The organism is Trichocoleus sp. ST-U1 (assembly GCF_039961835.1).
GTDB lineage: Bacteria > Cyanobacteriota > Cyanobacteriia > Cyanobacteriales > FACHB-T130 > FACHB-T130.
The window spans coordinates 31,473-55,730 of sequence record NZ_JAMPJZ010000027.1 but is presented as its reverse complement, the minus strand read 5'-3'; the positions used below and the strand labels follow the sequence as shown (position 1 = coordinate 55,730).

Annotated in this window: 18 protein-coding genes and 1 other RNA gene; 7 read left to right on the top strand and 12 right to left on the bottom strand. The window is 49.4% G+C overall.

What is annotated here, in order from left to right; all coding sequences use genetic code 11:
* Positions 1-32: 32 nt before the first annotated feature.
* Together NDA06_RS12375 and NDA06_RS12370 are read right to left on the bottom strand one after the other, a co-directional pair.
* Positions 33-1,700 (bottom strand): M23 family metallopeptidase, encoded by a 1,668-nt coding sequence (locus NDA06_RS12375; protein ID WP_190429673.1) that lies wholly within the window; start codon positions 1,698-1,700, stop codon positions 33-35.
* A gap of 119 nt (positions 1,701-1,819) precedes the next feature.
* Entirely contained in the window at positions 1,820-2,647 is an 828-nt protein-coding gene (locus NDA06_RS12370) for a biotin--[acetyl-CoA-carboxylase] ligase (protein WP_190429672.1), read from the bottom strand.
* Between the two features lie 95 nt (positions 2,648-2,742).
* Here NDA06_RS12370 and pgeF point away from each other — a divergent pair, with 95 nt between their 5' ends.
* Complete coding sequence (gene pgeF, locus NDA06_RS12365) at positions 2,743-3,534, top strand: peptidoglycan editing factor PgeF (RefSeq protein ID WP_190986317.1); 792 nt, start codon at positions 2,743-2,745, stop codon at positions 3,532-3,534.
* A 230-nt stretch (positions 3,535-3,764) separates the two neighbouring features.
* Here pgeF and NDA06_RS12360 read toward each other — a convergent pair whose 3' ends face one another.
* The 3 genes from NDA06_RS12360 to NDA06_RS12350 form a co-directional block, all read right to left on the bottom strand.
* Positions 3,765-6,278, bottom strand: a complete 2,514-nt coding sequence (locus NDA06_RS12360; RefSeq protein WP_348251735.1) for a hypothetical protein — start codon at positions 6,276-6,278, stop codon at positions 3,765-3,767.
* 468 nt (positions 6,279-6,746) lie between these two features.
* Complete coding sequence (locus NDA06_RS12355) at positions 6,747-8,900, bottom strand: iron uptake porin (RefSeq protein ID WP_347277041.1); 2,154 nt, start codon at positions 8,898-8,900, stop codon at positions 6,747-6,749.
* Between the two features lie 424 nt (positions 8,901-9,324).
* Positions 9,325-10,047: a RibD family protein gene (locus NDA06_RS12350; RefSeq protein WP_190986310.1), complete on the bottom strand. Its 723-nt coding sequence runs from the start codon at positions 10,045-10,047 to the stop codon at positions 9,325-9,327.
* A gap of 263 nt (positions 10,048-10,310) precedes the next feature.
* On the opposite strand from NDA06_RS12350, the gene NDA06_RS12345 reads away from it, so the two are divergent.
* Positions 10,311-12,482 carry a sensor histidine kinase gene (locus NDA06_RS12345; protein WP_190986309.1) on the top strand — a complete coding sequence of 724 codons (2,172 nt, stop codon included), beginning with the start codon at positions 10,311-10,313 and terminating at the stop codon, positions 12,480-12,482.
* 177 nt (positions 12,483-12,659) lie between these two features.
* Here NDA06_RS12345 and NDA06_RS12340 read toward each other — a convergent pair whose 3' ends face one another.
* From NDA06_RS12340 to NDA06_RS12330, 3 genes are all read right to left on the bottom strand, one after another.
* Complete coding sequence (locus NDA06_RS12340; RefSeq protein WP_190412800.1) at positions 12,660-13,742, bottom strand: Gfo/Idh/MocA family oxidoreductase; 1,083 nt, start codon at positions 13,740-13,742, stop codon at positions 12,660-12,662.
* A gap of 89 nt (positions 13,743-13,831) precedes the next feature.
* On the bottom strand, positions 13,832-14,461 hold the full coding sequence (gene rnc, locus NDA06_RS12335; protein ID WP_190412910.1) for a ribonuclease III: 630 nt from the start codon (positions 14,459-14,461) through the stop codon (positions 13,832-13,834).
* Positions 14,397-15,806 carry a DICT sensory domain-containing protein gene (locus NDA06_RS12330; RefSeq protein ID WP_190412801.1) on the bottom strand — a complete coding sequence of 470 codons (1,410 nt, stop codon included), beginning with the start codon at positions 15,804-15,806 and terminating at the stop codon, positions 14,397-14,399. Before NDA06_RS12330 ends, rnc begins: the two co-directional genes overlap by 65 nt.
* A 220-nt stretch (positions 15,807-16,026) precedes the next feature.
* Here NDA06_RS12330 and NDA06_RS12325 point away from each other — a divergent pair, with 220 nt between their 5' ends.
* Positions 16,027-16,149, top strand: coding sequence for a hypothetical protein (locus NDA06_RS12325; RefSeq protein WP_277877569.1), 123 nt, complete (start codon positions 16,027-16,029; stop codon positions 16,147-16,149).
* A 71-nt stretch (positions 16,150-16,220) separates the two neighbouring features.
* Here the strand turns inward: NDA06_RS12325 and rnpB are convergent.
* Positions 16,221-16,636: RNase P RNA component class A (gene rnpB, locus NDA06_RS12320), an RNA gene on the bottom strand.
* Positions 16,637-16,812: 176 nt separating this feature from the next.
* Between rnpB and NDA06_RS12315 the strand changes: the two genes are divergently transcribed.
* From NDA06_RS12315 to NDA06_RS12305, 3 genes are all read left to right on the top strand, one after another.
* Positions 16,813-17,691 carry a 6-carboxytetrahydropterin synthase gene (locus NDA06_RS12315; RefSeq protein WP_190986308.1) on the top strand — a complete coding sequence of 293 codons (879 nt, stop codon included), beginning with the start codon at positions 16,813-16,815 and terminating at the stop codon, positions 17,689-17,691.
* A gap of 264 nt (positions 17,692-17,955) precedes the next feature.
* Complete coding sequence (locus NDA06_RS12310) at positions 17,956-19,014, top strand: tetratricopeptide repeat protein (protein ID WP_190412803.1); 1,059 nt, start codon at positions 17,956-17,958, stop codon at positions 19,012-19,014.
* Positions 19,015-19,435: 421 nt separating this feature from the next.
* Positions 19,436-19,822, top strand: a complete 387-nt coding sequence (locus tag NDA06_RS12305) for a CAAD domain-containing protein (RefSeq protein WP_347275920.1) — start codon at positions 19,436-19,438, stop codon at positions 19,820-19,822.
* A gap of 293 nt (positions 19,823-20,115) precedes the next feature.
* Here the strand turns inward: NDA06_RS12305 and NDA06_RS12300 are convergent, their stop codons facing one another.
* The 3 genes from NDA06_RS12300 to NDA06_RS12290 form a co-directional block, all read right to left on the bottom strand.
* The gene (locus tag NDA06_RS12300; RefSeq protein WP_190986307.1) at positions 20,116-20,712 is read right to left on the bottom strand and encodes a pentapeptide repeat-containing protein; all 597 of its coding nucleotides are present in this window, start codon (positions 20,710-20,712) and stop codon (positions 20,116-20,118) included.
* Positions 20,713-20,880: 168 nt separating this feature from the next.
* Positions 20,881-21,717, bottom strand: a complete 837-nt coding sequence (locus tag NDA06_RS12295; protein WP_190412806.1) for a pentapeptide repeat-containing protein — start codon at positions 21,715-21,717, stop codon at positions 20,881-20,883.
* Entirely contained in the window at positions 21,704-21,895 is a 192-nt protein-coding gene (locus tag NDA06_RS12290) for a hypothetical protein (protein WP_190412807.1), read from the bottom strand. Before NDA06_RS12290 ends, NDA06_RS12295 begins: the two co-directional genes overlap by 14 nt.
* A 662-nt stretch (positions 21,896-22,557) precedes the next feature.
* Here NDA06_RS12290 and ilvD point away from each other — a divergent pair.
* Complete coding sequence (gene ilvD / locus NDA06_RS12285; RefSeq protein ID WP_190986306.1) at positions 22,558-24,243, top strand: dihydroxy-acid dehydratase; 1,686 nt, start codon at positions 22,558-22,560, stop codon at positions 24,241-24,243.
* Positions 24,244-24,258: the final 15 nt, after the last annotated feature.

Below are 24,258 nucleotides of genomic sequence, written 5' to 3'. Positions count from 1 at the left end.
AATCAAAATTCAAAAAGATGAATTTTTAATTCTTAGCTACCTGGTTGCGGGGTTAACGGAGCCGATGACGTTGCTGGAGCTGCGGGAGCAGAATGGGCGGTTTGCAAAGCTTTAATCATTTGCGCCAGACCATATTCCAAGTAGGCATCTGAGTCCACCGCCATCCAGCCTTCTTGCGTTAGCTGGCGGATTTCAAAGTGAAGGTGGGGACCTGTAGAATTGCCGGTACTACCAACCCGCCCAATCACGGTTCCTTGTTCGATCTGTTGACCGGGTTGAACCAAAATTTCCGACAGGTGAGCATAGAGAGTTTCTTGGGTTTCGTTGTGTTTGAGGACAACAGCTTGACCATAGCCGCCCATCCAGTCAGCGATCGCAACCTTCCCCGCAAAAGCTGCCAGAACGGGTGTACCCAGAGGTGCCCCTAAGTCAGTACCTGCATGGAACCGGCGAGTGCCGGAAATTGGATGCGTCCGCCAACCGAAAAGCGAGGTAATTGGCGCAGGAATCGCCAGTGGGAAAATTAAACTGGTATTGCCGTTAGCCAAGCCCCGGAAAATGGTGGGAATCGGGGCTTTGTATTCGGGCACATTGAATGGAATAGAGCTTTGGCTGCTGCCAACGTTATTAGAAGCGATCGCCGTCGATCGAGTAACGGCAGAGGAACCCAAAGACCTAGATCGACGACGGTTAATTGAGCGAATGCCTTGAGGGCGATCGCTTCTTGGGCTAATTGCGACAGGACTTGCAGAGGCAACCAAGATTTGCTGACGGATCTCCCGTTCTGGCTGGTTTACCGCCAAACGGGCGCGGCTGACTCTACGATTCGCCAAGCCAGAGGTCCGTAATGCTTCCGGTACGTCTGTGTCACTTGCGTACTCCCTACGGCTTCTGGTCGGGTAGGTTAATCTAGCAGTTTCCCTTAGACGGTTGGTGTTCCTAGAAGGGATCCGTGCAACACCACAGCTTCCACCAGATAAACCTTGCCCGCTCTGCAAGACTCTTTGACATCCTGTTGACCGTTCCGACAGCACAACGGCAGGTGGTTCATCGTAAGAACGAATCGGCTCCTTGCCTCGACTCGTTGCACCAACACTATAGTCAGTCGGATCGATATAACTATTGTTGTAATCGCTGGAACTTATCCCGCTCTTTTCAGCTTTGCTCGGTCTAAGCTTGGGAGGCTTTACATAAGAAATCGTGTTTGGCTCCACCAACCTGGGAGGAGAAAGCTTTGCTTTTCTTGGAACAGCGACCGAAGTCTCTGGTGCTGATACTGGAAGCGAGCGACGACGGACAACTGCGGGTTCTGGAGCAGAACGGCGACGGCGACGGACAGATGTTGTCTCTAACGCACGCTGACGAGCCAATTGGCGACGACGGACACCCGATGAAGCGTTCTCTGCTGCTGGAGCCGAGCGACGGCGTACAACATTTGGCTCTGGTTCTGGCGCTGAAACTGAACGGCGACGAACAACCGTCGGCTCAGTTCTTCGCGGGGAGTGGGTCTCCATTTTTACAGTAGGCGGTGCCTCTTGAGTGGTAGGCGTGCCTATTGTATCTACGCTTGGATCGCTTTGTGCCCAAACTAAGCCGCTGCTGAGGACACCGATACCTCCAATCCAACTAAGTCCCTGCACCAGGGGACGGCGGCAAAACAGACCAAACTGAGTACAACTAGGGTGGTTTCGCTGGCTCATTTCCGAATCACTCCTCATCTCACTCACTCTATAGGGTCATACTGGTTAGTGTTTTTGGTGTAAAGACATGGTTATTGTCGTTTACCCCATCTATTTTCACTCCCAGAGCTTGTGGAAAATTACCCATCATAGCCAAGACTGATTGTACCGGGCTTGAGGCAGATTTCCTCGGCAGCTGCTAAAGAGTTCAAGCGGACTTGAAGTTCGCCGGTGGATGCGACACCCACAATGACTCCAGAGCGTCCGTCTACGATGACAGAACGCCCCCTGCAACTGAGAAGCTCTACGTAAGCGGGAAGTAGGGCGTCTATTCCTTCTAGGGAAACGTGTCGATATCCGGATAAAATACCCTGCAAAGTTATTGCCGCTAATCTTTCCAAGGCGTTAGCGAACCGTGCGTGTAAGGCATTCGCTTCGATTGGCTGCTGCTGCAAAAAGGATTCCAGATTGATGCCAGTTTCCGGGACTGGATTCGCCCAGTTAATTCCCACACCCACAACGGCTTTGGTAATCCGTCCTTGTTGCACTCTAGTTTCGGTGAGAATGCCCCCTAATTTGCGTTTGCACAAGATTAGGTCATTTGGCCATTTAATCAACGCTGGGATGCCGTAACTCCGCAATGTGGTAGCAATTCCCCAAGCGCTGCATAGGGTCAAATGGGCGCTATTGGTTGCGACTAAATCGGGAGCGAGCGCGATAGATAGGTAAAGTCCGCCTGTACTGGATTGCCACTGGCGTCCCCACTGACCCCGCCCAGCGGTTTGCTGAAGGGCAATGACAACGGTTCCCGGTGTTGCTCCTCGATCGAGCAGTTCCCAAAGGGTTTGATTTGTGGAAGGTAAAGTCTCAAAGATATGGAAAGAAAGCGGTAGAGAAACATCCCCTAAAAAGGCTTCCAGACAATGCCGATCGAATGCCACGGTTGCTAACAAATTGATTCGTAGCATAAGTTAGCATAATGTCACCGATATTTCAGGAGTTCCGAATGGCGATGCTTTCCCGCACCAATTTGAACCTGGGCGCAGGAGAATCACAAACTTCTATAAATACCTGGCACTGGCGGACTTGGGAAGGATTGCCCTATCTAACTTGTAGCTTGCTAGAACGCTGGTCTCACGGATTTTTTACTCAACAATTTTCGCCCCGTTCTCCGGCTGAATTAGTCAGCGTTTTACAGCCGGATGCTAGGGTTTATCGAGTGAAACAGGTGCATGGCAATACGGTGATGACGCCCTCAGGGATCGAAGCGGCAACCAGTGAAGGCCAAGAGGGGGACTCACTACCCCCCGCTGATGGGATTGTCAGCGAGCAGGTTCAGCAGGCAGTGTGGGTGTGCAGTGCCGATTGCACGCCGGTTTTAATCGCCGACCCCCACACGGGACAGGTGGCAGCGATTCATGCGGGTTGGCGCGGGACTGCTACTAGAATTGTCCCCCAAGCGATCGCCCGTTTCCTAGCTTCCGGCAGTCAACTCCAAAATCTGCTGATTGCGATGGGTCCCGCGATCGCGGGTGATGTCTATCAGGTGTCTGTAAATGTGGCATCTGAAGTCGGAGCCAGCATCTTACCAGATAAAGATCCGCAGCAAGATACAGAATCCATTCTTGATGCCTTGCAACAGTTACCACATTCACCGTTATTAGACGATTCGCAACCAGGACGGGTGCGACTGGATGTGCGGCGAGTCAATCAGCTGCAACTAGAACAACTGGGAATTTCTAGCGAACAGATCGCGATCGCGCCTCACTGCACCTACCAGGAACCAGACCGTTTCTTCTCTTACCGGCGGGACAAGCTCAAAAAAGTCCAGTGGTCGGGAATTGTAAGTAAATAAGCTGTTTTATTGTTTAGAAAGGGGGCGCACGTTGAACGTGCGCCCCCTTTGTTGTTTGTGGATATACGTGCCAAAAAAATCGCCTCCAAGTCATGGACTGGAGGCGATCGCTATACGATTTGTCTAACTCAAACTAGAACACCTTGTTGTTGGTCTATTTTCCTGCTTTCAGGAGCATGAGCTAAACCTTTGTCTTCAAACAGATAGCGCGCTATCTGTTTGAGTTGTGACTATTGTTGAGTAGCAGGGGCTGTTGTATCGCTGGATGGGGCAGCATTTAAGCCTTCTGTACCACCTGTGGTTGGAGTAGTAGTCGATGTGCTGGCGTCATCGTCATCGCCATCATCATCGCCATCATCATCGCCCTCGTCATCGGCTTCAGGAGTCGATGTGTTCGCATCATCGTCATCGCCATCGTCATCACCATCATCATCGCCATCGTCATCACCATTGTCATTGGTGTTGGTGTTGGTGTTGTCGTTAGTGTTGGTGTTGGTGTTGGTGTTGGTGTTGGTGTTGGTGTTGGTATTGTCGTTGGTGTTGGTGTTGGTGTTGTCGTTAGTGTTGGTATTGGTGTTGGTGTTGGTGTTGGTGTTGGTGTTGGTGTTGTCGTTGGTTTCAGCGCCAGCGTCACCTTCCACGTTAGTAACCTGCTCGGTTGAAACCTGACGCAGACCGACCAACCCAAAACCTAGACGGCTTTCTGGTCCCACTGACTGATAGGCTGCGACTGCCCGACCTTTCTTCTGTTTGTAGGTACCGAGAGCCAGACCTCGGCTATTTTGGCGCACAACCAGCAATCTTTGCTTGCCACGACCTTTCTCCACAAAGACTCCAACAGGGCCACTAGACGTGGAAGCAACGTTGTAGACCTTATTAGAACTTTGGACGAAGGAATTAGACAGAGAAATCAGATTGAAGGTTGTGCTGTTGTAAATGGTGATAAGCGATCCGCCGTTCCCCTCGGCGCTAGTGCTGGTACCGCTGCCGCCGCCGCTACCACCTGTACTACCAGTGCTGGTGCCGCCGCCTGTGCTACCACCTGTGCTGCCGCCTGTGCTGCCGCCTGTGCTGCCGCCGAAGCTACCACCGCCGCTGGTGCCGCCGCTGCTACCTGTACCTATGCTGCCACCACCGAAGCTGCCGCTAGAGTTGTTGATGACGGTGTTAAAGTTACCATCATTTTGGAAGATGAGGTTGTAGCTCAAGCTTGTTTTAGAACCAAAGCCTGTGTTTTGGCCTGTAGCTGCACCTGCACCTGTCGAGTAGGAGCTGCTGCTGCTCTGGTAAGAGGTATTGTTCGTAGCAACATCGTATCCACTTGTTCCACCCAATTGGCTGGCAACTGCACCAACAGTGAATTGGGTACGACCTTGACTTTCACCTTTGAGTTTGAAGGCGTTCGATCCTTCTTGCCCAAATTCAAACTGGGTTTTGCTGTTATCGCTTAGATAGCCAACCGTGGTGTTGCCATTTATCGAGGTGATGCCATTCCCTTCGCCTGTAACTTTGAACTTGATGGCAGAATTGCTAAAAGCGCTGGGATTTGTCAGCTCAAGCTTAGTGGTGCCACCGAGTTTAATGTCTGTGCCAACTCCGGTGCCCTCAATCTTGAATTTTTCGCCTTCAATTTTGAATTTGGTTTGAGCATTATTGCTGCTGAAGGCTACCTTGTTAGTGCTGCTAAAGGTTTGTGCGTCGCCGGTGCCGGTGCCACTAGCGGTTGTAATTTGACTACTTGTTTGTGAGTCGTCGCTATCGGTTGTAGTTGCGGTGTCAGTATCGCAACCGCAGGGAGTTTGAGTACCAGATTGCGTGCCGGTTGCGGTCGTAGTTCCGCTGGTTGTGCCGGTGCCGGTTGCGGTTGTGGTGCCACCTGTTGTGGTGCCACCTGTTGTGGTGCCGCCTGTTGTGGTGCCGCCTGTTGTACTAGGTTGATCGGAAAAAGTGCTGCTTAAGGTGCCGAATCCTTGACCTTCTAGCTCAAATTTTGTCTTTTGCCCCAAGCTAGTAGATGGAGGAAGAGGAACAGAGCTGCCGCCATTGAACTTCAGGGATGTCGGCAAACCAATATTGCCCGCAGTGAGTTTACCTTCAAAATTACCAACTTCTAAAACCCCAGATTTGGCAGTGTAGTTAGCCTGAGACTGAGTAGATAGTTTGACGTTTGTAACGGGCAGGAAAACCAGCGGAGCCGAACCTGTCTCCTTAGGAGCAATCAGCGAACCGCCCAAAAAGGCGCTGCTGGCAAAGGAATTCAGAGTAAAGTCTAGTTTCGTGGGGATGTTCGAGAAGGGAACAGCTGCGCCACCAGAAGTGAAGGCTAGACCGGATAGGGTACCGACTAAGCTACCTTTGTCATCTTTTCCAGGACGACCAACGTTGCCAGCACCGACGTCTTTGAAGTCTGCTGCCTGGGGTACGAAGCGAGCAGAGCTGGTGTTACCGGAAGTTGTTTGCAGTTGCAGTGTGGTGACAGCAGCGTCAAACAAAACCGGGCTACTTGCACCAGCAGTAGTCCCAGAAGTCGTCTGTGACTGTAAAGGTGAAAAGAAGGCTGCTTGTCCTCCTAACAGACCGCCTGTGATCGAGATCGACTGGGATTGAGTGCTTGTAGCGGAAGTCGTAGTAGGGGCAGGCGCACTCGTCGTAGTTGTCTGTGCGTGAGCCGTGGGAGCTAGAGCGATCGCCAAGCCTCCAGCGATACCGAAACAAACAGCATACTTAGTTGATTTCGCAATCATGTTAGGACTCCATCAGTGAGTATAAGAGGACAGGGTGAATAGCAGAATCTAGCTCAATTCGATAGTCAACAGGGGATCATAAGTTTCTTCAGCATTCATCCTGAGCAAGCTCAGAACTACAAGTATTAGAAGAGAGTAATAACAGCATCCTGATTGAATAAGCATTAGGGCAAGTGTGACTAGCATTAAGTAGAACTAGGTCATACTTGCTTGGCTTTGCTTGTGCCCGTGTTTGGATAAATGACTGTTTGGTTTCTCAACGAGTTCCCAGTTTTTTGCAAAGTTTTTGTAAAGTTATTTACCCGTTTTATATACGTAAATACACTTAAAAAATTGTTCTATTTTCGGCTGTTGCGAGGTTTGCGTTGAAATTACTTACGAAGTTATTTCTAATGTTTTTAGAAAATTATCAGGGAGATCCTTGAATGAATCTCCCTGACAAAGCGATCGCTACTTTTCAGCCCACTTTTAGAAAGTAAAAGTGGTTCGGATGGCACCGATTGTGATTGTGTCGTTGTCCTGGTTGTGAAGCGGATTAAATAATACGATCACCCCTGGCGTGACCGTAATATTGTCAGAAACCCGGAAGCGGTAGAAAGCTTCTACGTGAGTTGTACTTCCTGGCTGACCGCCTTCATCTCCAAAGCCACCCTCACTAATAAAATCAGGGTAGTTTCTTCCAATTGGCAGGTCACTACTGGTAATTTTGGGCGGCTGACCGACATAAATACCGCCGAGGTTGCCTTCACCAAGCAGATCGGGGAAATTGAGGTAAGCCATCCAATTGAATGTCTCTACATTTCCTGATATTCCTTGCGGGTCAGAAGTCGTGTAGCCGCCCCAACCGCCAATTGTAATGTTGGGCGTTGCTCGGAATTCTAAACTGGCACCAAAAGCATTCGTATTAATCGGTCCTCTGCCTGCCGGAGTCGGTAAGAGAACCAAATCATCGCCAACGCCAGTCCCCAATCTTCCAAACGGAGAGTAGGAGTTGACGTATTGCAGAGCAATATCAAGCGTATTCAGCGGCGATACGACTAACTGCAAGCCAGCTGCGGTTTCTCCATCTTGTCCACCGCCGATACCCCCACGAAAAGCATCTGCGGGTCTGCTGGCAGAGTAGACGCCTTGTAAACTGATCCGTGGATTGACTTGCCAGTCAAAGCCTAAGCCTCCACGTCCCCCGGTATTAATAATTGGGTTGCGTTGAGCAAAGCGGGAAAGCGGCCCTTGACCGGCACTTTCTACGCGGTTTGCTCCCCGGAAAACGTTCACTGGGTTAACTCCTTCCGGACCGATGATGAAGGCAAAGTTATTACCAATTAACTGACGATAAGTTAGGTCGCTCAGTACAATGTCGTTCCCGGTGTCTCCTTCATATCCCAAGAAGACCATGTCGTTATTGAGCAAACGAGGTCCCGAATTTCCAGAACCCGCTTGCAATCCAGTCAGCAGCAGGCTGCGAGGACTGAACTGGGTGAACAAACTTAACTGGACGTTGCTAATGACGTTGGGATTTGTATTCTGGTCTTCTAATTGGTTCCCAGTTGATTTTCGGTTCAGGAACAACTCAAATTCATTCTCATTCCGTCCCTGAACGCCGACAACTGCCTGTCCAAATAGCTTCGTCGTGGTTGAGAACTGATGGCTTTCCAAGAAGGCGGTACGACCTTCCAGGTTATCTACCCGCGTCCGCAGGGTCGCCAGTTCCGGTCCAAACTCATCAACGAGTCGTCGCAGGGTTTCTAAATCCGCTTCGGTAGCTGCATCAGCCGAACTAGCGGCAATTAATTTCTCAATTTGCTGAAGACAGGCATTCACCCCTGCGGCAAATTCATAGCGACTGAGTGCCCGGTTGCCGCGAAAAGTGCCATCAGGATAGCCTGCAATACAGCCGTAACGCTCTACAAGACTTCGCAATGCTTCGTAAGCCCAGTCGCTTGGTTCCACATCGCTCAACTGGGACACATTGGTGACTTGATCCAATGGGTTGGCTTCCATGTCCTCTGGGTTTCCCATTTCCAAAGGATCGCCCGCTGGAAGCACTTGTTCGCTAGCCTCTTCAGAGGGCAGCGCTTGAGCTTGCAGGGTGTTGGGATTGCTAACAGTTGCTGCGTCTACAAGAGTGCGAGCCTCTTTTGTTGTTGCAGATGCAGTGAAAGATGTATCCAAGCTGCGACGGCTAGCAGACAAAATAGGAGACTTTGTAGTCGAAAATTTTGGTAAACTAGCTGCCGGTTGCAACTGGCTTGTTTCAGTTGGGGGGGTTAAATTTACCGCAGTGGCAGATTCTTGAGTTGCCGCTAAACTAGGCGAACTTGCTGCCGATTCCGTCTGCGATGCTTTTAGTTCTGGCAGTACATTCGCCGATGCGAGTGTGCTCTCGGATGCAGCTGCCGCCAGCGAATTTGCTGTCGTTTTTGCCTTGGTTACATCCGTTCCTGTCGCTAAATCTGTAGATGTCGAGAATCCCTGAGTTGAAGACTGGACTGCCTCAGCAGCTGTGGTTGGGTCGATATCGGTGGCTGCAATCGCCGGGGAGAGGCTAACTGCTAGTAAGCCAAAGGCTGTAAACACTAGCGCTGAGGATGCTGTTTTCTCTATTCTCCACTGGGATTTCACGGGTCTAAAACTCCTCAAAACACACCATACTTGCTGGAATTCTACAACAATATTGTGTCAGTCGCTACTAACGCTTTGGATTCCTTTTCATTTGTTAGGGATTGAGGTTGGCAGGTGACGTTTACCCAAAAGGAAAGTTCCTGGCTGAGTTTCTTTTTTTTTATAATCGCTGACAAAAAATTGCTCCTAGGGATTAACGGAGAAGCAATTTTTATACACGGAGGTTTGATACTCCCCGCCTAATTACTCAAGGTCATCTGAGACAAGTGTACGATCGCACACTTGTCTGAGATAAGCACAGCCGAAACAGGCGCGATCGCTTCTTCTGGGTCAAATTAGTTTATAAATCCTAACAATGAGTGTCCGAGCGATTTTCAACATCATTTCTGTTTCGTTCGTGCAATAGAGATTGTGCAAATAATTGTCAACTTTCATCTACAATTACCAAATTCAACTGACGCTGCCGCCGGTAGTGTAGAAAAACTTCTTGCTCAATCGACTCGACTGACAAGAGTTCCAGCCTAGGTGCAAAATCTGCCAAAAATCCAGAACCTTCTACTGGCGTCGGTGCTGTCGCTCCTCCTAAAATTAACGGACAAACCGTGAACCAGAATTCATCGATTAAATCAGCCGCCACTAAAGCACCTACGAGTTCCCCACCTCCTAGGACAGCGAGATGTTCCAAGCCTAGCTCCCAGAGCTGTTGAAAAGCAGCAATCCAGCTAATTCCATCTGTCGTTGCCTCCACCTCTAGAACCCGCTCAAATTCTGAGCATCCTTGCCAGCGCTTGGCACCCGCCTCTCCTGTAAGTAACCACCGAGGTACGGGTTGACTAAAAAAGCGCCATTGGGAGTCGAAATTGGCTGATTGAGAGCAAACAATTTGGACTGGTTGGGGCGATCGCCCTCTCTGTTGTCGCCAGCGGAGCAAATCGGGATTCGTGACGCTCAGCGTCGTACCGTAAGCGCGGAGAGTCCCTGCGCCAAATAAAACTCCGTCCGCTTGGGCAATCTGTTTTTCCAGGTGCGCCAGATCCGCTGGAGACGAAAATCGGGCGCGATCGCGACGAATATCCGCAATCTTGCCATCGGCACTCATTGCCAAAACAACTGTCGTAGAAGGGCGTTTCCAGACAAATCCCGTCATCGCTGCTGGTCGCTCAAATATTTAATTAAAGTTTAAGAATTGCTTATATTACGGGAATTAGTGTAGAGATTCCACAAAGTCAACCTTTCCAGAGTATACGAGGATCTGGAACCGTTCTAGGATGGAATGGATCTGTCAAACAGTATCGCTCTACCAACACGATTAACCCAGAAAAAAGTAGGCTAATCAATACCCCCACTCTGATGGGGTGATTTTTGAGAATTCTTGCTATTGGGTTTTACACCTCAAATTAGAGAAGTCCTATGGCTAAGCCGGGTCAATCCTCCTTCCGTCGCATCCTGCTGTCACGCATTTTGCTTTTGAGCGTCCCGGTACTGCTGATGGGGGTGTATGTAACCTACAGAAAAGCACGATCTAGCATACTGGAAACCGCTCGCCAAAATCTTACCGAAAGTGCAGTGAGAAAAGGAGAGAGCATGAGCGAGTCAATTAAAGCGCTCTCTGCCAACTTAGTGACTGCAAGTGAAGCAGTCGTACTGCAATCGCGATCGCCCGAAGCGCATCAAAAATTTTTAAACCAACTCGCCCAACAATTGCCAACGCAAGTCCAGTGCATTCAACTCATCAACGTCGAGACCGGAAACATTGCTGCCAGCACTTGTGGGGAGAAACCCATTAGTACGCTAGATGCAAGTCACTGGCCCCAGCAGCAACAGGAATTACTGTTAGATACTTCCAAGGTGCAGGTGAAATCGCTGCTTCCAGGCATCTCCCCCCTGAATTCAACTGTTAAAGAGAATCAACCCAGCCCAAAAAGCCAACTAAGATTGATTTTCAGTGCGCCTGTTTATGACAGCACGGGTTCTCTGCGTTATGCCCTGAGTGTCCAATCAGCTCTACTGAAACAAGAGCGTGCCAAACCAGGGTCTCTGAGTGGCTATCCAGTGGTGATTGACCAGGATGGAACCATTTTGGCGCATCCGATTACCCAGCGAGTTGGAAGAAATATTAAGCAGGAGGCAGATGGGGAAAGGCTCGAAACGGTCATGAAAAACGCGATCGCGGGTAGAAATGATTTTCTGCACTTGTTTTCTTTCGAGAAAAACGGTGTGGAATTACTCGCAGGGTATACCCCAATTCTCAGCCCGATTAGCAACCAGCCAGATCGCCAGTGGGTTATCTTAGCCGTCACTCGCTTAGATAGTGCCTTATCGGGTCTAAAAGAAATTCAACAGGTGTTGGTGATTCTGACATTTGGCTTAATCGCCGCTAGCCTGCTGGCAACGCTGTATATCTCTCGCGAACTGGCGCTGCCATTGGAGCAATTGAGAGACTACGCTGGGTCGAAAGGGCACTTTCACTCTACAGATCGAGTTCCTCAAAACTTCAAAATCCGGGAATTCAATCAATTATCGGAGGCCCTCGATAATATGGTGGAGCGACTGAAAGCATGGGCAGAAGAAATCGAAACAGCCTGGAAAGAAGCACAAGCAGCGAATCAGCTGAAAAATGAGTTTCTAGCGAATACTTCTCACGAACTAAGAACTCCCTTGAATGCGATCATTGGTTGCATTCGCCTGGTACGCGATGACTGCTGCGATGACCGCGAAGAAGAGATGGATTTCTTACAGCGAGCGGATGATGCAGCGATTCACCTCCTGGGAATCATCAATGACGTTCTGGATATTGCCAAAATTGAAGCGGGTAAGCTTTCCGTCGTTATGGAGGCAGTCGATCTGCGAAAGTTGCTTAAGGAAGTGATTGATTTACAGGCTGTTCCGATTCAGCAAAAAGGTTTGCAGTTTAATACGCCAGATTTGCCAGAATCGATTCCTGTTCGTACTGACCCCGCAAAACTCAAGCAGGTGCTGCTAAATGTGGTTGGCAATGCGACTAAATTTACTGAAAAAGGCAGCGTTACGATTACCACCCGGATAGAGACTAGTTATGGCAAAGAACAGGCAGTGGGGAATTCTGTCCCTCCTAGCTCTCATTTATCGAATGGGGTCACTCAAGCCGCGACAGTGAGTCATGAAGAACAAACAAAAATCCAGGCGGCGGCATCTGTGAGCAATGGGCAAGAAGTTAGAGGAGAAGATGCCTCTAGCATCTCGAATGGAGCTTCTAACCTTTCTCGAAGCCTTCTAACAGGAACTGCGAACTCTCTCAAAGAGCGTCTCGTGCCTTCTGCGCGTGTTGTTGTAACAGTTCACGATACAGGGATTGGTATTGATCCGAATCAACAGCATAAGCTCTTTCGCCCCTTTGTCATGATTGATGGCACGACGACTCGGAAATTTGGCGGCACAGGTCTGGGACTCGCAATTTCTCGGAACTTAATGGAACTGATGGGAGGTAGCATTACGCTATCAAGTGCAGGAGCTGGTCTGGGCACAACTGTGGAGATTGCCGTGCCCATGATTGATACTTCAGTGTTGCCAACTCTTGAGTCTACGAATGCGGCAAAAAATTAAGAATTCAGCTATCTGTTTGACTGCGGAATGAAACCCCTCCTCGTTAACGAGGAGGGGTTTATAGAAGGCATCTCAATGATGAAAATTTACCTCAGACTCTTTCTCAATCTCTCTGTTTACATACAGGGAAACGTAAGATTTCGCGATCGCCTTGAAAGAGGAAAAATTGAAGAAGCTTTAATTTTTCACGGACTGGGGAACTGTAACCGTCAGTCCTCCCTGTTGTAAAGATTCGCTCAGACATCGAAGAATCTGTACCAGCTGGGCACCCACCCATCCCGAAGAAATCTCTGAAGATTGATTCTGGTGGATACAGCTCAAAAAGCGATCGCAAACTCGCCCTAAAGGTTCGCCCGGTTCTATGCTCAATACTTCCCGGCTTTGATTGGCGGGCGTATAAGGACCAGCACTGGTATTTTCAAAGCGTCCATGCTGAATGGTTAGCGGTGCCTCTACTTGTAACTCATCAAAAATCAAAGTTCCCTCACTCCCCACCACACACAGGCGACGCTGTTTATCAGGATTCAGCCAGCACAGATGAATGAAGGCTTGAAAGCCGCTAGGGTAGGTGAGTGTCGCCCAAACAAGGTCTCTTAAAGGATGAAGAATCAGGGATGAGGGAGGAGTCTGAGAATTGACTTCATCTTTCATTCCGGCTTCTTGGTGCAAAAAAACGGTGCCGCTGGCTTGCACCTGAGTTGGCGTTGCCTGAAGCCAATTGTTGAAAATATTAATATCGTGGATGGCTAAGTCCCAGAGTGCGTCAACATCCTGGCGCACAGGACCTAGATGGGTACGGGTGGCGTAGCCATAGCGCAAATCTCCGAGAATTCCAGATTGGATTGCGGTTTTACCGCGTTCAACCGCTGGGTGAAACAAATAGGTGTGGTCTACGAAGAGTTGCCGGTGCTGTTGTTCTGCTAATCGGCACAGTTCCAAGGATTCAGACGGATCGAGGGTGAGTGGTTTTTCTGATAAGACGTGATAGCCTTGCCGGAGAGCGTCGGCGATCAAGGTGTAGTGTGTCGTGGCTGGGGTTGCGATCGCAACTGCCTCGACTTCCGGCATCTGCTGCACCTGGGACCATTCGGTTGTTAGCAGCACGCTGTCATCTAACTTAAACCGTTCTCGAAGTGCTTCCAGGCGCTCCTGCTTCGGGTCTAATACCGCGACCAAGCGGGATTGAGGATGCTCTAGGAAATTCCGCACGAGATGTACACCCCAGCGTCCAGCCCCCAACACAGCAATTCCAGTTTTCATCGTTGTTTATTGTTCGTTGTTTATTAAAGACTGGCTAATTGTTCATTGTCATTCGCCATTAACCAGTCTTCAATTAGCCATGAACTAGGCTAATTGCTAATGGCTAAAAAAGCTTCCCTCGCCGCAGCTTGTTCGGCAGCTTTTTTAGAATGTCCCTTACCTTGACCCAATCGACGCCCTTGCAGCCAAACCTCGGCGGTGAAGCGCTCTGGATCGCCGTGAATTCGTCTGGTTTCCTGGACGCGATATTCTGGCAGCATTTGGTAATGACCTTGCGTCCATTCCTGGAGGGCGTCCTTGTAGTTTTGGTAGGCTGGGTCTGTCCGAATTTCGGATGCCAGTTGTTTAAAATGAGAATCTAGCCACGGACGCACCAGCTCTAAGGTATGCGTACTCAGGTACAGGGCACCCAACACCGCTTCAAAGGCGTCTGCCAACCGCGAGGTAAGACCTGCTTTGTCACCTGCTGCACTTTCAGAAATTAACAGGTAGCGATCTAGTCCGTAACTATCTGCAATACCGGCTAAGGTGCGATCGCTCACCAGTACCTTCCGAATTGCCGAAAATTCACCCACAGAACAATCAGGATAAACTTCCCATAAAAATTCAGACGCTGCCATCCGCACTACCGCATCCCCCAGGAACTCCAATTGCTCATAGTTCGCCGTTGTCGAAATTGTGGGGTGGGTGAGCGCTAAGTTGAGGAGCGACCACTGCACTGGTACCTGCGGTGGAAGCCCTAACTTTTGGATCAGACTTTGCAGCTGCTTTTGACGAGGAGGATAGCTGAGATTCATGGGAATGCGTTGGACTTAGGGGAACCCCAATCATTTTTGCAACATCACTGAACAGCGCCTCAACCTGAGCCATCAGTTCTCGTTGAATTGGTAAGAGGTGGACTTCTTCCCGGAGTTTTTGCTGCAAATCGCGCAGGCGGGCGATGGGTTGACGCAACTTGGAGATTGTCTGCTCTAAGTGTTTGGCACGTCTGAGTTGTAACACGACATCCCCGCTGAGCTGGGTCTTCTGTTCGATGAGTACCGCCAGCATTTTAGCGATCGCCATCACAGTCTGACCGTCTTCCTCATTCCATTGCTTCGGTTCTCTACCACCAACCGTCACCACACCGTAAACGCGACGACGACCTTGCAACGGGGCTGCCATTAACGTTTGAGCCGTGGGCATCAGGGGTTCCATCAAACCATTCTGGCGTACATCTTCGACATAAATCAATCTACCCTCACCGATTGCTTTACCGCTAGCTCCATCGCTAATTCCGACAATTGGTTTGTTGGTGCTGATGTTGCCTGCTGCGGAAACCACCATAAAATTGTCATTGTTCAAGTTGAGGGCAATGACGGCATCGGCGGCACCAAAATTGGTAAATAATATCTGCACCGCATCTCGCAATATACAAGGCAAAGGCTGATACTGCGATAGAGCGGTGGAAAATTTATGCAAGGTAGAAAGCTGCACCCAACGGCGGTGACTCGTGAGTTCGGCTTCTTTGAGCCGTCCCAGCAGGCGTCCATTAATTTCGGCAATGTGGGCACTTTGCTGAACGTAGTTTCGCGTTCGGATCGGCTGGTAAAACGTCCCCATAACTTGGGACATCAGCAACGAAACCCGCGCCACTACCTCTTCATCGTAAGACCACAGCCCATCAAAGCTTTGACTACTGCTGTTGCGTTCTGGCCCTTCCACAGCTTGAGTCAATACCGCCGTCCAGAAATCGGGGGTATCAACCAGCCAAAACCGCTCCCTGGACAAGGCTGAGTTAGGCTCAAGCCCAATAAATTCGATTCCCGGAATTTCGGGGGGATGAACGTCGGGAACACCAAATATAAAGACCCGCCGACATACCTCGCCTAAGTAACTATATCGACGGAGATGTTCGAGGAAGTGAGAGAAACGCTGGAAGCCAGCAAACAAATCAACCGGAAGTTTGTGGTTGAGCAACTGATCTTCGAGCAGATCGCCGATAACGTTCATCGTTGCGATCGTGTGAATACCGCGCAATTCTTGGTATTGGTTCGCAATCGAGCGGAACAATGATATGTCCACTAAGCCACCCTGATTAACAAGAGTTCAAAATCGTGTAAATATCGCTTCTGGCAGACAGATTACCGCTAAATGCTACGGGTGGCTATGCAAAATTTCTTGAAGTCTTGACTTTTGTGACTGCATCAAGAGAAAAACAAGCTCATTTTTACATGAAGCTTCACTGAATTCATTAATTAAATTGATTTAGCCTTAGAAAAGGATTACTTTTCCGACCGCTCGTTTGTACAGCCTCTACAAGCGCGATCGCGATCGCCAACTAACACTGGGCTTTGCTCGTCCTGTTTTTCCGGGAAGACTCGATAGGCGATCGCTCAATTTACCCAATTTTTCAAATGCCTGTTGAGCCGGAGAGTTTCTCGATCTAGACTCACCCTCGCCTCTCTAGCTCTTGTTCACAACAGTAAAGCAATTTAAGGGAGAGAGTCGGTCATAAGCCGGGTTCTGTTCTCCACAGCAGCAGTGCCGCTGGAAGGGCGGTTATCTATCTGGGACGCCTGTTACCAGACGCCTCAAGCGGTTTTAAAACGGAATCGGAAAAAGACCAACCGTGATTCCCTACCTTGCTCCCAACCGGGGTTTACCGAGCCAGCGCCTCTCGACGCTGCTGGTGCGCTCTTACCGCACCTTTGCACCCTTACCGGGATAATTAAACATTAAAAATTCTTCATTTTGCATTTTTAATGTTTAATTATCCCGGCGGTATCTTTCTGTGGCACTATCCTCACGGTCGCCCGCACTGGGCGTTACCCAGCAAGTTTGGTCTTTCGGGAGCCCGGACTTTCCTCAGACTCGCACAAACAGCAAATCTGCAACCACCTGCGCCTACTCTCTCCCGTTCTTCAGTGTGGCATATTCAAGAGCTTTAGAGAGCGAATCTTCGCTTTTGAATTCTCACTTTGCCGATGCAGTTTTTCAAGAAAGATTGGAGATCCCCGCCTAAATTTCGATTATCCTGAATAAAGGGAATGATTTACGTAACTTAATAATTCTGCTGGTTACTGGACTTATGAGATGCATCATCAACCGCCGCGCTCAGTTTTCGGCGAGCCACCGTTATTGGCTGCCAGAATTGAGTCAAGCGGAGAATATACAAGCGTTTGGTCGCTGCACTCAGTCGCCCGGACACGGACACAACTACGTTTTGTTTGTCTCCCTTGCCGGGGATCTGGATGAGTATGGCATGGTGCAAAACTTGTCTGAAGTCAAACGGGTGATCAAACAGGAAGTCACCAGTCAGCTAGACTTCTGTTATCTCAACGATGTGTGGTCGGAATTTCAACAAACCCTGCCCACTACAGAAAACATCGCGCGAACCATTTGGCAGCGTCTAGCACCTCACTTACCGTTGGTAAATATTCAACTATTTGAACATCCCGAACTCTGGGCTGACTATCAAGGAAACGGAATGGAAGCTTATCTGACAATTGGTACCCACTTTAGCGCCGCTCACAGACTGGCTCATCCGAACCTCAGTTACGAAGAGAACTGCGAGATTTATGGCAAATGCGCTCGTCCCAACGGTCACGGACACAACTACCACATGGAAGTAACAGTTCAAGGCGAAATTGATCCGCGCACGGGCATGATTGTGGATTTAGGAGCCTTAAACAAGGTAGTGGAAGATTATGTGCTTGAGCCGTTTGACCATACTTTCCTGAACAAGGATATCGCCTATTTTGCCCAAGTTGTTCCCACCGCTGAGAATATTGCCATTCATATCCGGAATCTTCTGCAAGAGCCTATCCGGGAATTAGGGGCAAAGTTGCATAAGGTAAAACTGGTTGAAAGTCCGAATAATTCGTGTGAAGTATACTGTAGCGAAACCGCTCAAAACTTAGCGGGAATTCAACAGAGCGATCGCTCTCTAACGCCTGTATCTACTTGATGTTTTAGTCGGGAGGCGCAAGTTTTTAGAAAATGTCGGGAACAAACCCGCTATCGATTTGCGTCTACCGAATCCTAAGCAGCGTTCGTCCAGTGGCAAGCAAGGGTTGCATTCCAACGCCTAAAGCGATAAATTGTAAGGTTTTTTGAAAAATTTGTTCAAAGCATGAGAGCTTAACCAGCCGATCCGGGAACACTAAAAAGAGACGACCTAGCCTTATACCGCAAGTCGGTGCTAAGCGAATCAAGGTGTTGAGAAAAATATATGGATCGCCGCGTTAACCATCACAACAGCCAACAAGAGGGCGACCTACCTGAGGAGGAACGCATCACTGTTGTTCCTCCTACAGATATTAGCGCTCATAGCCAGCATCAGCCAAAAACCGATAATTACACTAAGGGAGAAGCCGATCGACTGCTGGAGCAAGGTGCCCAGCAGCACCAAAACGGTCATTTCGAGGCGTCACGACTATCCTTTCATCAAGCACTCACGGTCTACGGCGAACTTCAAGACCAGCGAGGACAAGGAAGAACGCTCGGCAATTTGGGGCTAGTGTACTATGCCTTGGGAAATTTTGCCAAAGCGGTTGAGTATTCTGGGCAAAGTTTAGCGATCGCCCAAAGTATCAACGATCAGCGATTGGAAAGTCAAGCGCTGGGAAATATCGGCAATGCCTACCGTCACTTAGGCAACCATGCCAAAGCCATTGAGTTTCAGCAACAAAGTCTGCTAGTCGTGCGGGAACTGAAAGACTTGAGTGCAGAAGTGGCGGCGCTGAATAATCTTGGACTAGCTTACAAGGCACTGGGAGACTACTCAGCGGCAATTGAATACCAGCATCAAAGTTTAATAGTGGCGCGGGAACTCCAAGACCAAGAGGCAGAGGGTCAGATCCTGAGAAATTTGGGAAATGCTTGCTACGCTTTGGGCGACTATGTCAAAGCGATCGCCTACTATAAGCAGCGTTTAGCACTCGTGCAGCAGACTGGAGATCACCGTATTGAGGTACAGATTCTGAGAAATCTGGGGAACGCCTGCTACGCAATCGGGGACTACTCTGCGGCGATTGACTATGGAGAGCAACGCCTAGCGATCGCTTCGGCAACGGATGACCTCCGCTCCCAAGAGCAGGCACTTTCGCATTTAGGAGTGGCTTACGAGGCATTGAGCAACTACGCTAAAGCAATTGACTACTATGAACAACGCTTAAGGATAGCGCGAATCCTCCAAGACAGCCGAGTCGAAGGGCAGGCTCTGGGAAGCCTCCGAGTTGCTTGCTATGCTTTGGGCGATTACGCCAAAGTGATGGAATACGACCAATAGGATTTAATTAAAAATAAAAATTTATAAGGCAATCTATGTATTGCCGAGAGCTTAGTTGCGCCCGAAAAGCTTGCTAGGTATGTTTTTCAGCTTTAGTTTCTAATCTATATCCGTACAGCGTAGATTGAGCTAAAAAGTTTCTTGATTTTTAATTTTTTATTTTCTCTAGCTACGTCCCGCTTTTGGGAGATGCATGGAGACCGCTCGCCCGATTATCACTAAGTTTTAACCGGAAAATTCTGGACTCAGCGAAGTGGTCTTGGGGTGTCTGATAATATGAGCAAGAGGAATTCACCCCGCAATTGTACCCAGCTATCTTGCCTAAACGATACACAATCGTACCTAAAACAACGATATGGAGGATATGGACACCATGCAAACTGATTATTCCGCTCCAGAGACCGAAAAAACCCAGGTAGAAATGAGAGTTGACGCCCCAGGCGAATTGGCAGCTCTACCCCCAGCCACCCAATCAACGGAAAAGTGGCAGCAAATTGGAGAACAAATTTCCGCATTTTTCGCAGAACTACCCGAATACTTAGGTGAGTTCTTCTCAGAGTACCAGCGCCCCTTGACCACTCTAGGTCTAATATTAGCTGGCATCATTACCGTGAAGGTGACACTGGCGGTTCTGGATGCGCTTAATGATATTCCTCTGCTAGCGCCGACCTTTGAACTGGTAGGAATTGGCTACTCAGCCTGGTTTGTATACCGCTACTTACTCCGAGCTTCTAATCGTCAGGAGTTGTCCGAGGAGTTTAAAGCTCTCAAGTCGCAAGTTGTCGGCGGGGATTCCAATAACTCGTAAATTTCTCATTTCCGCATAGCTCATTTCCGCACAGCATTGTTGCCCTGCGTCTCTGATTTTCTGACTTAGGGGTAGCACACTAGTGACTGCCCCTAATAATTTTAGTTGTAAATTTCTTAATACTGGTAGAAAGCGCGTGTGCCCATCACGTGATATTTTTAAGCGAGTCGAATCCAAAATATCATTTTGGATTTTAGCTTCTAGATTGTAGAAGACTGGCAGGAATTGCATCTCTACCACTAAGTTTGGCGCGATCGTGGGATTTGATCGTTGAATTTACCAGCGATCGCGGCTCATTTGCTCTCGCTGGGTGTAAAGTGTTCAACTGGCATAATTGTCCCGCTCATTTCCGCTCCACTTAAATCGGCTCCGTTCAAATCAGTTTCACTTAAGTCGGCTTGACTCAAATTCGCCTTAATTAAGTCGGTTCTATTCAGATTTACTCCAATGAGGAGGGCGCTAGTCAGATTGGCTTCACACAAGATTGCATCGCTGAGGTTGGCGTAGCTCAAGTTTGCCCTTCTCATATCTGCGCCAGTTAGATTTGCGCCAGTTAAGTTTGCTCCAGTTAACTCAGCACCAATCGGTTCGGTTTTAACGAGCCTTGTTCCAATCAGTCTGGCTTTATCAAAATTGGTTCCGATCAAGTCAGCACCCGTGAGATCGGCACCCGTGAGGTCAGCACGACTCAAGTTTGCCCCACTCAGATCGGCACCTGTTAGGTTCACCCCCCGCAGGTTGGCTCCGGCTAGGTTAACTCCCTCCAGAATCGTCTCGCTGAAATCGACCTGGCGTAGGTTCGCTCCTTCCAGATTTGCCGCCTTCAAATCTAACTTCTGGAAATCCCGTTCTCCAGCAGCATATCGTGTTAAAACCTCATCCCCATCCATTTCTATTGCCTCTAAATTGCTTCCAGTTAGCGTGGACTTAGGAATTTTGGATTTTAGATTGATTTTCGATGAATTGCCAATCTAAAATCTGGCTGGCGATCGCGTACAGCCCTTTGGGCATGAAAACAGCGAAGCAAGGCGTTAGTTTAGGGCTGACTTGTCACTTCGCTACTCGTGCGTGGCTGCATTAGGCATGATGGCACCAGTCATATCAGCGTCACGGAAATTGACCCGATTTAGGTTAGCGTCAATGAGAACCGCTTCAGTGAGAATTGCCCCAGTCAGGTTTGACCAGCATAGTTTTGACCTGTACAAGTTAGCTCCGGTGAGATTCGCTCCTCGCAGAGTCGCCCAACTTACATTTGCTCCCCTCAGATTGGCTTTAATCAAGATGACATTTGTCAGATTGGTTCCGCTCATCTTGGCGCGGCTCAAGTCTGCTTGCGTGAGATTTGCTCCAATTGCACTGGCTCCATTTAAAACAGCGTTCGCTAAGTTGGCTTTCTCCAGGTTGGCTCCAATTAGAATGGCATTCGTTAAGTTTGCACCTTCCAGCACAGCTCCAATCAACGTAGCATTCGTCAAGTTGCTTCGACTTAAGGGTGCATCAATTAGTTTGGCTCCAGTCAGATTGGCATCGCGGAGAATAGTCTCGCTCAAAAGAGCGTGACTCAGGTTAGCTCCGGCGAGGTTAGCTCCGCTGAGATTGGCAGCTCGTAAACTCGCTTCAGTTAAAATCGCTTCGCTCAGGTTGGCGTCAATCAGGCTAGCGCCGATAAGATTTGCCTCGCTGAGATTGGCGCGGAGAACTGCTCCATTGAGATTTGCCTCGCGTAGGTTGACTCCGATTAGGTATGCCCCAATTAGATTTGCTTCGCGCAGGTCTGCTCCCCGCAGGTTCGCTTCGCTCAGGTCAATTCCCATCAGGTCTGCTCTTCGCAGACTTACCTCTCGAAAATCTCGTTCGCCTGCTGCGTAGAGACGTTTCAGTTCATCGGCATCCATCTAGACCTCCCTTCAGGGTACTGCCGCTACAGTCGTTAGGGATGGGGTTCAACCCCTCTCCTAGAGTGGCAGGAAAATAGCGATCGCAGTCTATGCCAACTGCCCAAGGGTGGGATGACAGACGCTCAAAGCCAAAAATAAAGGTTCTAATCGACGATTGGGATCGACACAGAACCATGACACGTTGAAGCAGGAGGCGACACTCCCTAACCCTTGAGTGCGTAAAACCTCCTGGGTACACAGGTAGAGCGAACATTTGTTTAGATCCTTCACTTCGAGCGGGATTCAAAAACGGTGGAACTCGCGTTTGGAGCCTGGGTCAGTTTAATTGTTGGACATTCAGTCAGTGTAGATGCTTGAGCGAGTTTGCCTGTTGGATACTAGAACCAGTAGCCGTGAGGTTGGGAAAGCTTACACTATAACCGTAAGGTTAAGTGTGGGATAAAGTCACTATGCTTCACCGCGCCTAGAATTTTGGCGGAGGGGTGGCAATAGCGTACAGCCCTTTGGGCATGAAAACAGCGAAGCGAGGCGTTAGCCTAGCGCTGACTTGTTAGTTCGCGCATTTTCTATCAAAGATTTACAAGGCTGGAAACTCCTAAATAATCATGAGAACTAGAGGTTAATCTCTAGCTACTGAATCTTATTCCTAACTTGAGCGCTCAACTCCGCTCAATTAACTCTAATTGTTACAAAATAGCTGCCACCTGGTAGCTGTCAGCGGGTAGCTCTTTGACAAGAAGATTCCTGTAATCTAGTTATATGGGGAGACCTTCTCTCAAACACCAAACCTGCAAAGAGAATAGCCGATCCACCGAAAAGCAATCTTAAGGACAGAGAATGCCGGAGAATTTGAGAAGCCAAGTCGTCACCCAAGGCGTACAGCGATCGCCCAACCGGGCTATGTTACGTGCTGTTGGTTTTGGAGATGAGGATTTTACGAAACCCATTGTGGGAATTGCCAATGGGTACAGCACCATTACCCCCTGCAATATGGGGTTAAATGATTTAGCGAAACGGGCTGAAGCTGGAGCCAAGGTGGCTGGGGCGATGCCTCAGATGTTCGGCACGATCACCATCAGCGATGGCATTTCAATGGGCACCGAAGGGATGAAGTATTCCCTGGTGTCGCGGGAAGTCATTGCCGACTCGATTGAGACTGTCTGCAACGGGCAGAGTATGGATGGAGTGCTGGCAATTGGAGGCTGCGATAAGAATATGCCGGGAGCGATGATTGCGATCGCTCGGATGAATATTCCGGCTATTTTCGTGTATGGCGGTACGATTAAACCGGGACATCACAACGGGCGCGATTTGACGGTTGTGAGTGCTTTTGAAGCGGTGGGGCAACACAGTGCCGGGAAAATTGACACGGATGAGTTGCTGCAAGTAGAACGCAAGGCTTGTCCGGGTGCCGGTTCTTGCGGCGGAATGTACACTGCCAATACAATGTCTTCCGCGTTTGAAGCGATGGGGATGAGCTTGCCTTATTCTTCCACAATGGCAGCAGAAGATGCTGAAAAAGCAGAAAGTACCGAGAAATCAGCTTTTGTCCTAGTAGAGGCCATTAGAAAACAACTTTTACCGCGACAGATTGTTACCCGAAAAGCGATTGAGAATGCCATTTCTGTAATTATGGCAGTGGGCGGTTCTACGAATGCCGTGCTGCACTTACTCGCGATCGCTCATACGATTGGGGTTGAATTATCCCTGGATGATTTTGAAACCATTCGCGCCCGCGTTCCAGTTTTGTGCGACCTCAAGCCTAGCGGTCAGTATGTCGCCACTGACCTCCACAAAGCCGGTGGAATTCCCCAGGTGATGAAGATGCTCCTGGTACGGGATTTGCTACACGGAGACGCCCTGACCATCACCGGACAAACCATTGCTGAAGTCTTGGCAGATGTCCCAGAACAGCCCCGCACCGACCAAGATGTTATCCGTCCCTGGGATAACCCGATGTATGCTCAAGGGCACCTAGCTATCCTGAGAGGCAATCTGGCAACGGAAGGGGCTGTTGCCAAAATTACCGGCGTCAAAACCCCTTCAATAACCGGCCCAGCGCGGGTGTTTGAATCTGAAGAAGCTTCTTTAGCAGCCATTCTGGCTGGCAAGATCAACCGTGGAGATGTCCTAGTGATTCGCTACGAAGGTCCCAAGGGTGGCCCTGGAATGCGAGAAATGCTGGCTCCCACTTCTGCCCTGATTGGTGCGGGATTAGGGGATGCTGTTGGCTTGATTACCGATGGACGCTTCTCTGGTGGGACTTACGGCATGGTTGTCGGTCACGTAGCCCCAGAGGCGGCTGTAGGAGGCGCGATCGCTCTCGTGGAAGAAGGCGATACGATTACAATTGATGCACGCGATCGCCTGTTACACCTTCATGTACCCGATGAAGAGCTAGAGCGTCGTCGCGCTGCTTGGCAACCGCCTAAACCGCGTTATACAACTGGCGTACTGGCAAAATATGCCAAGTTAGTTTCTTCTAGCAGTGTCGGTGCCGTGACGGATTTAGATTTAGGTTGAAAACAGTCTTTAACT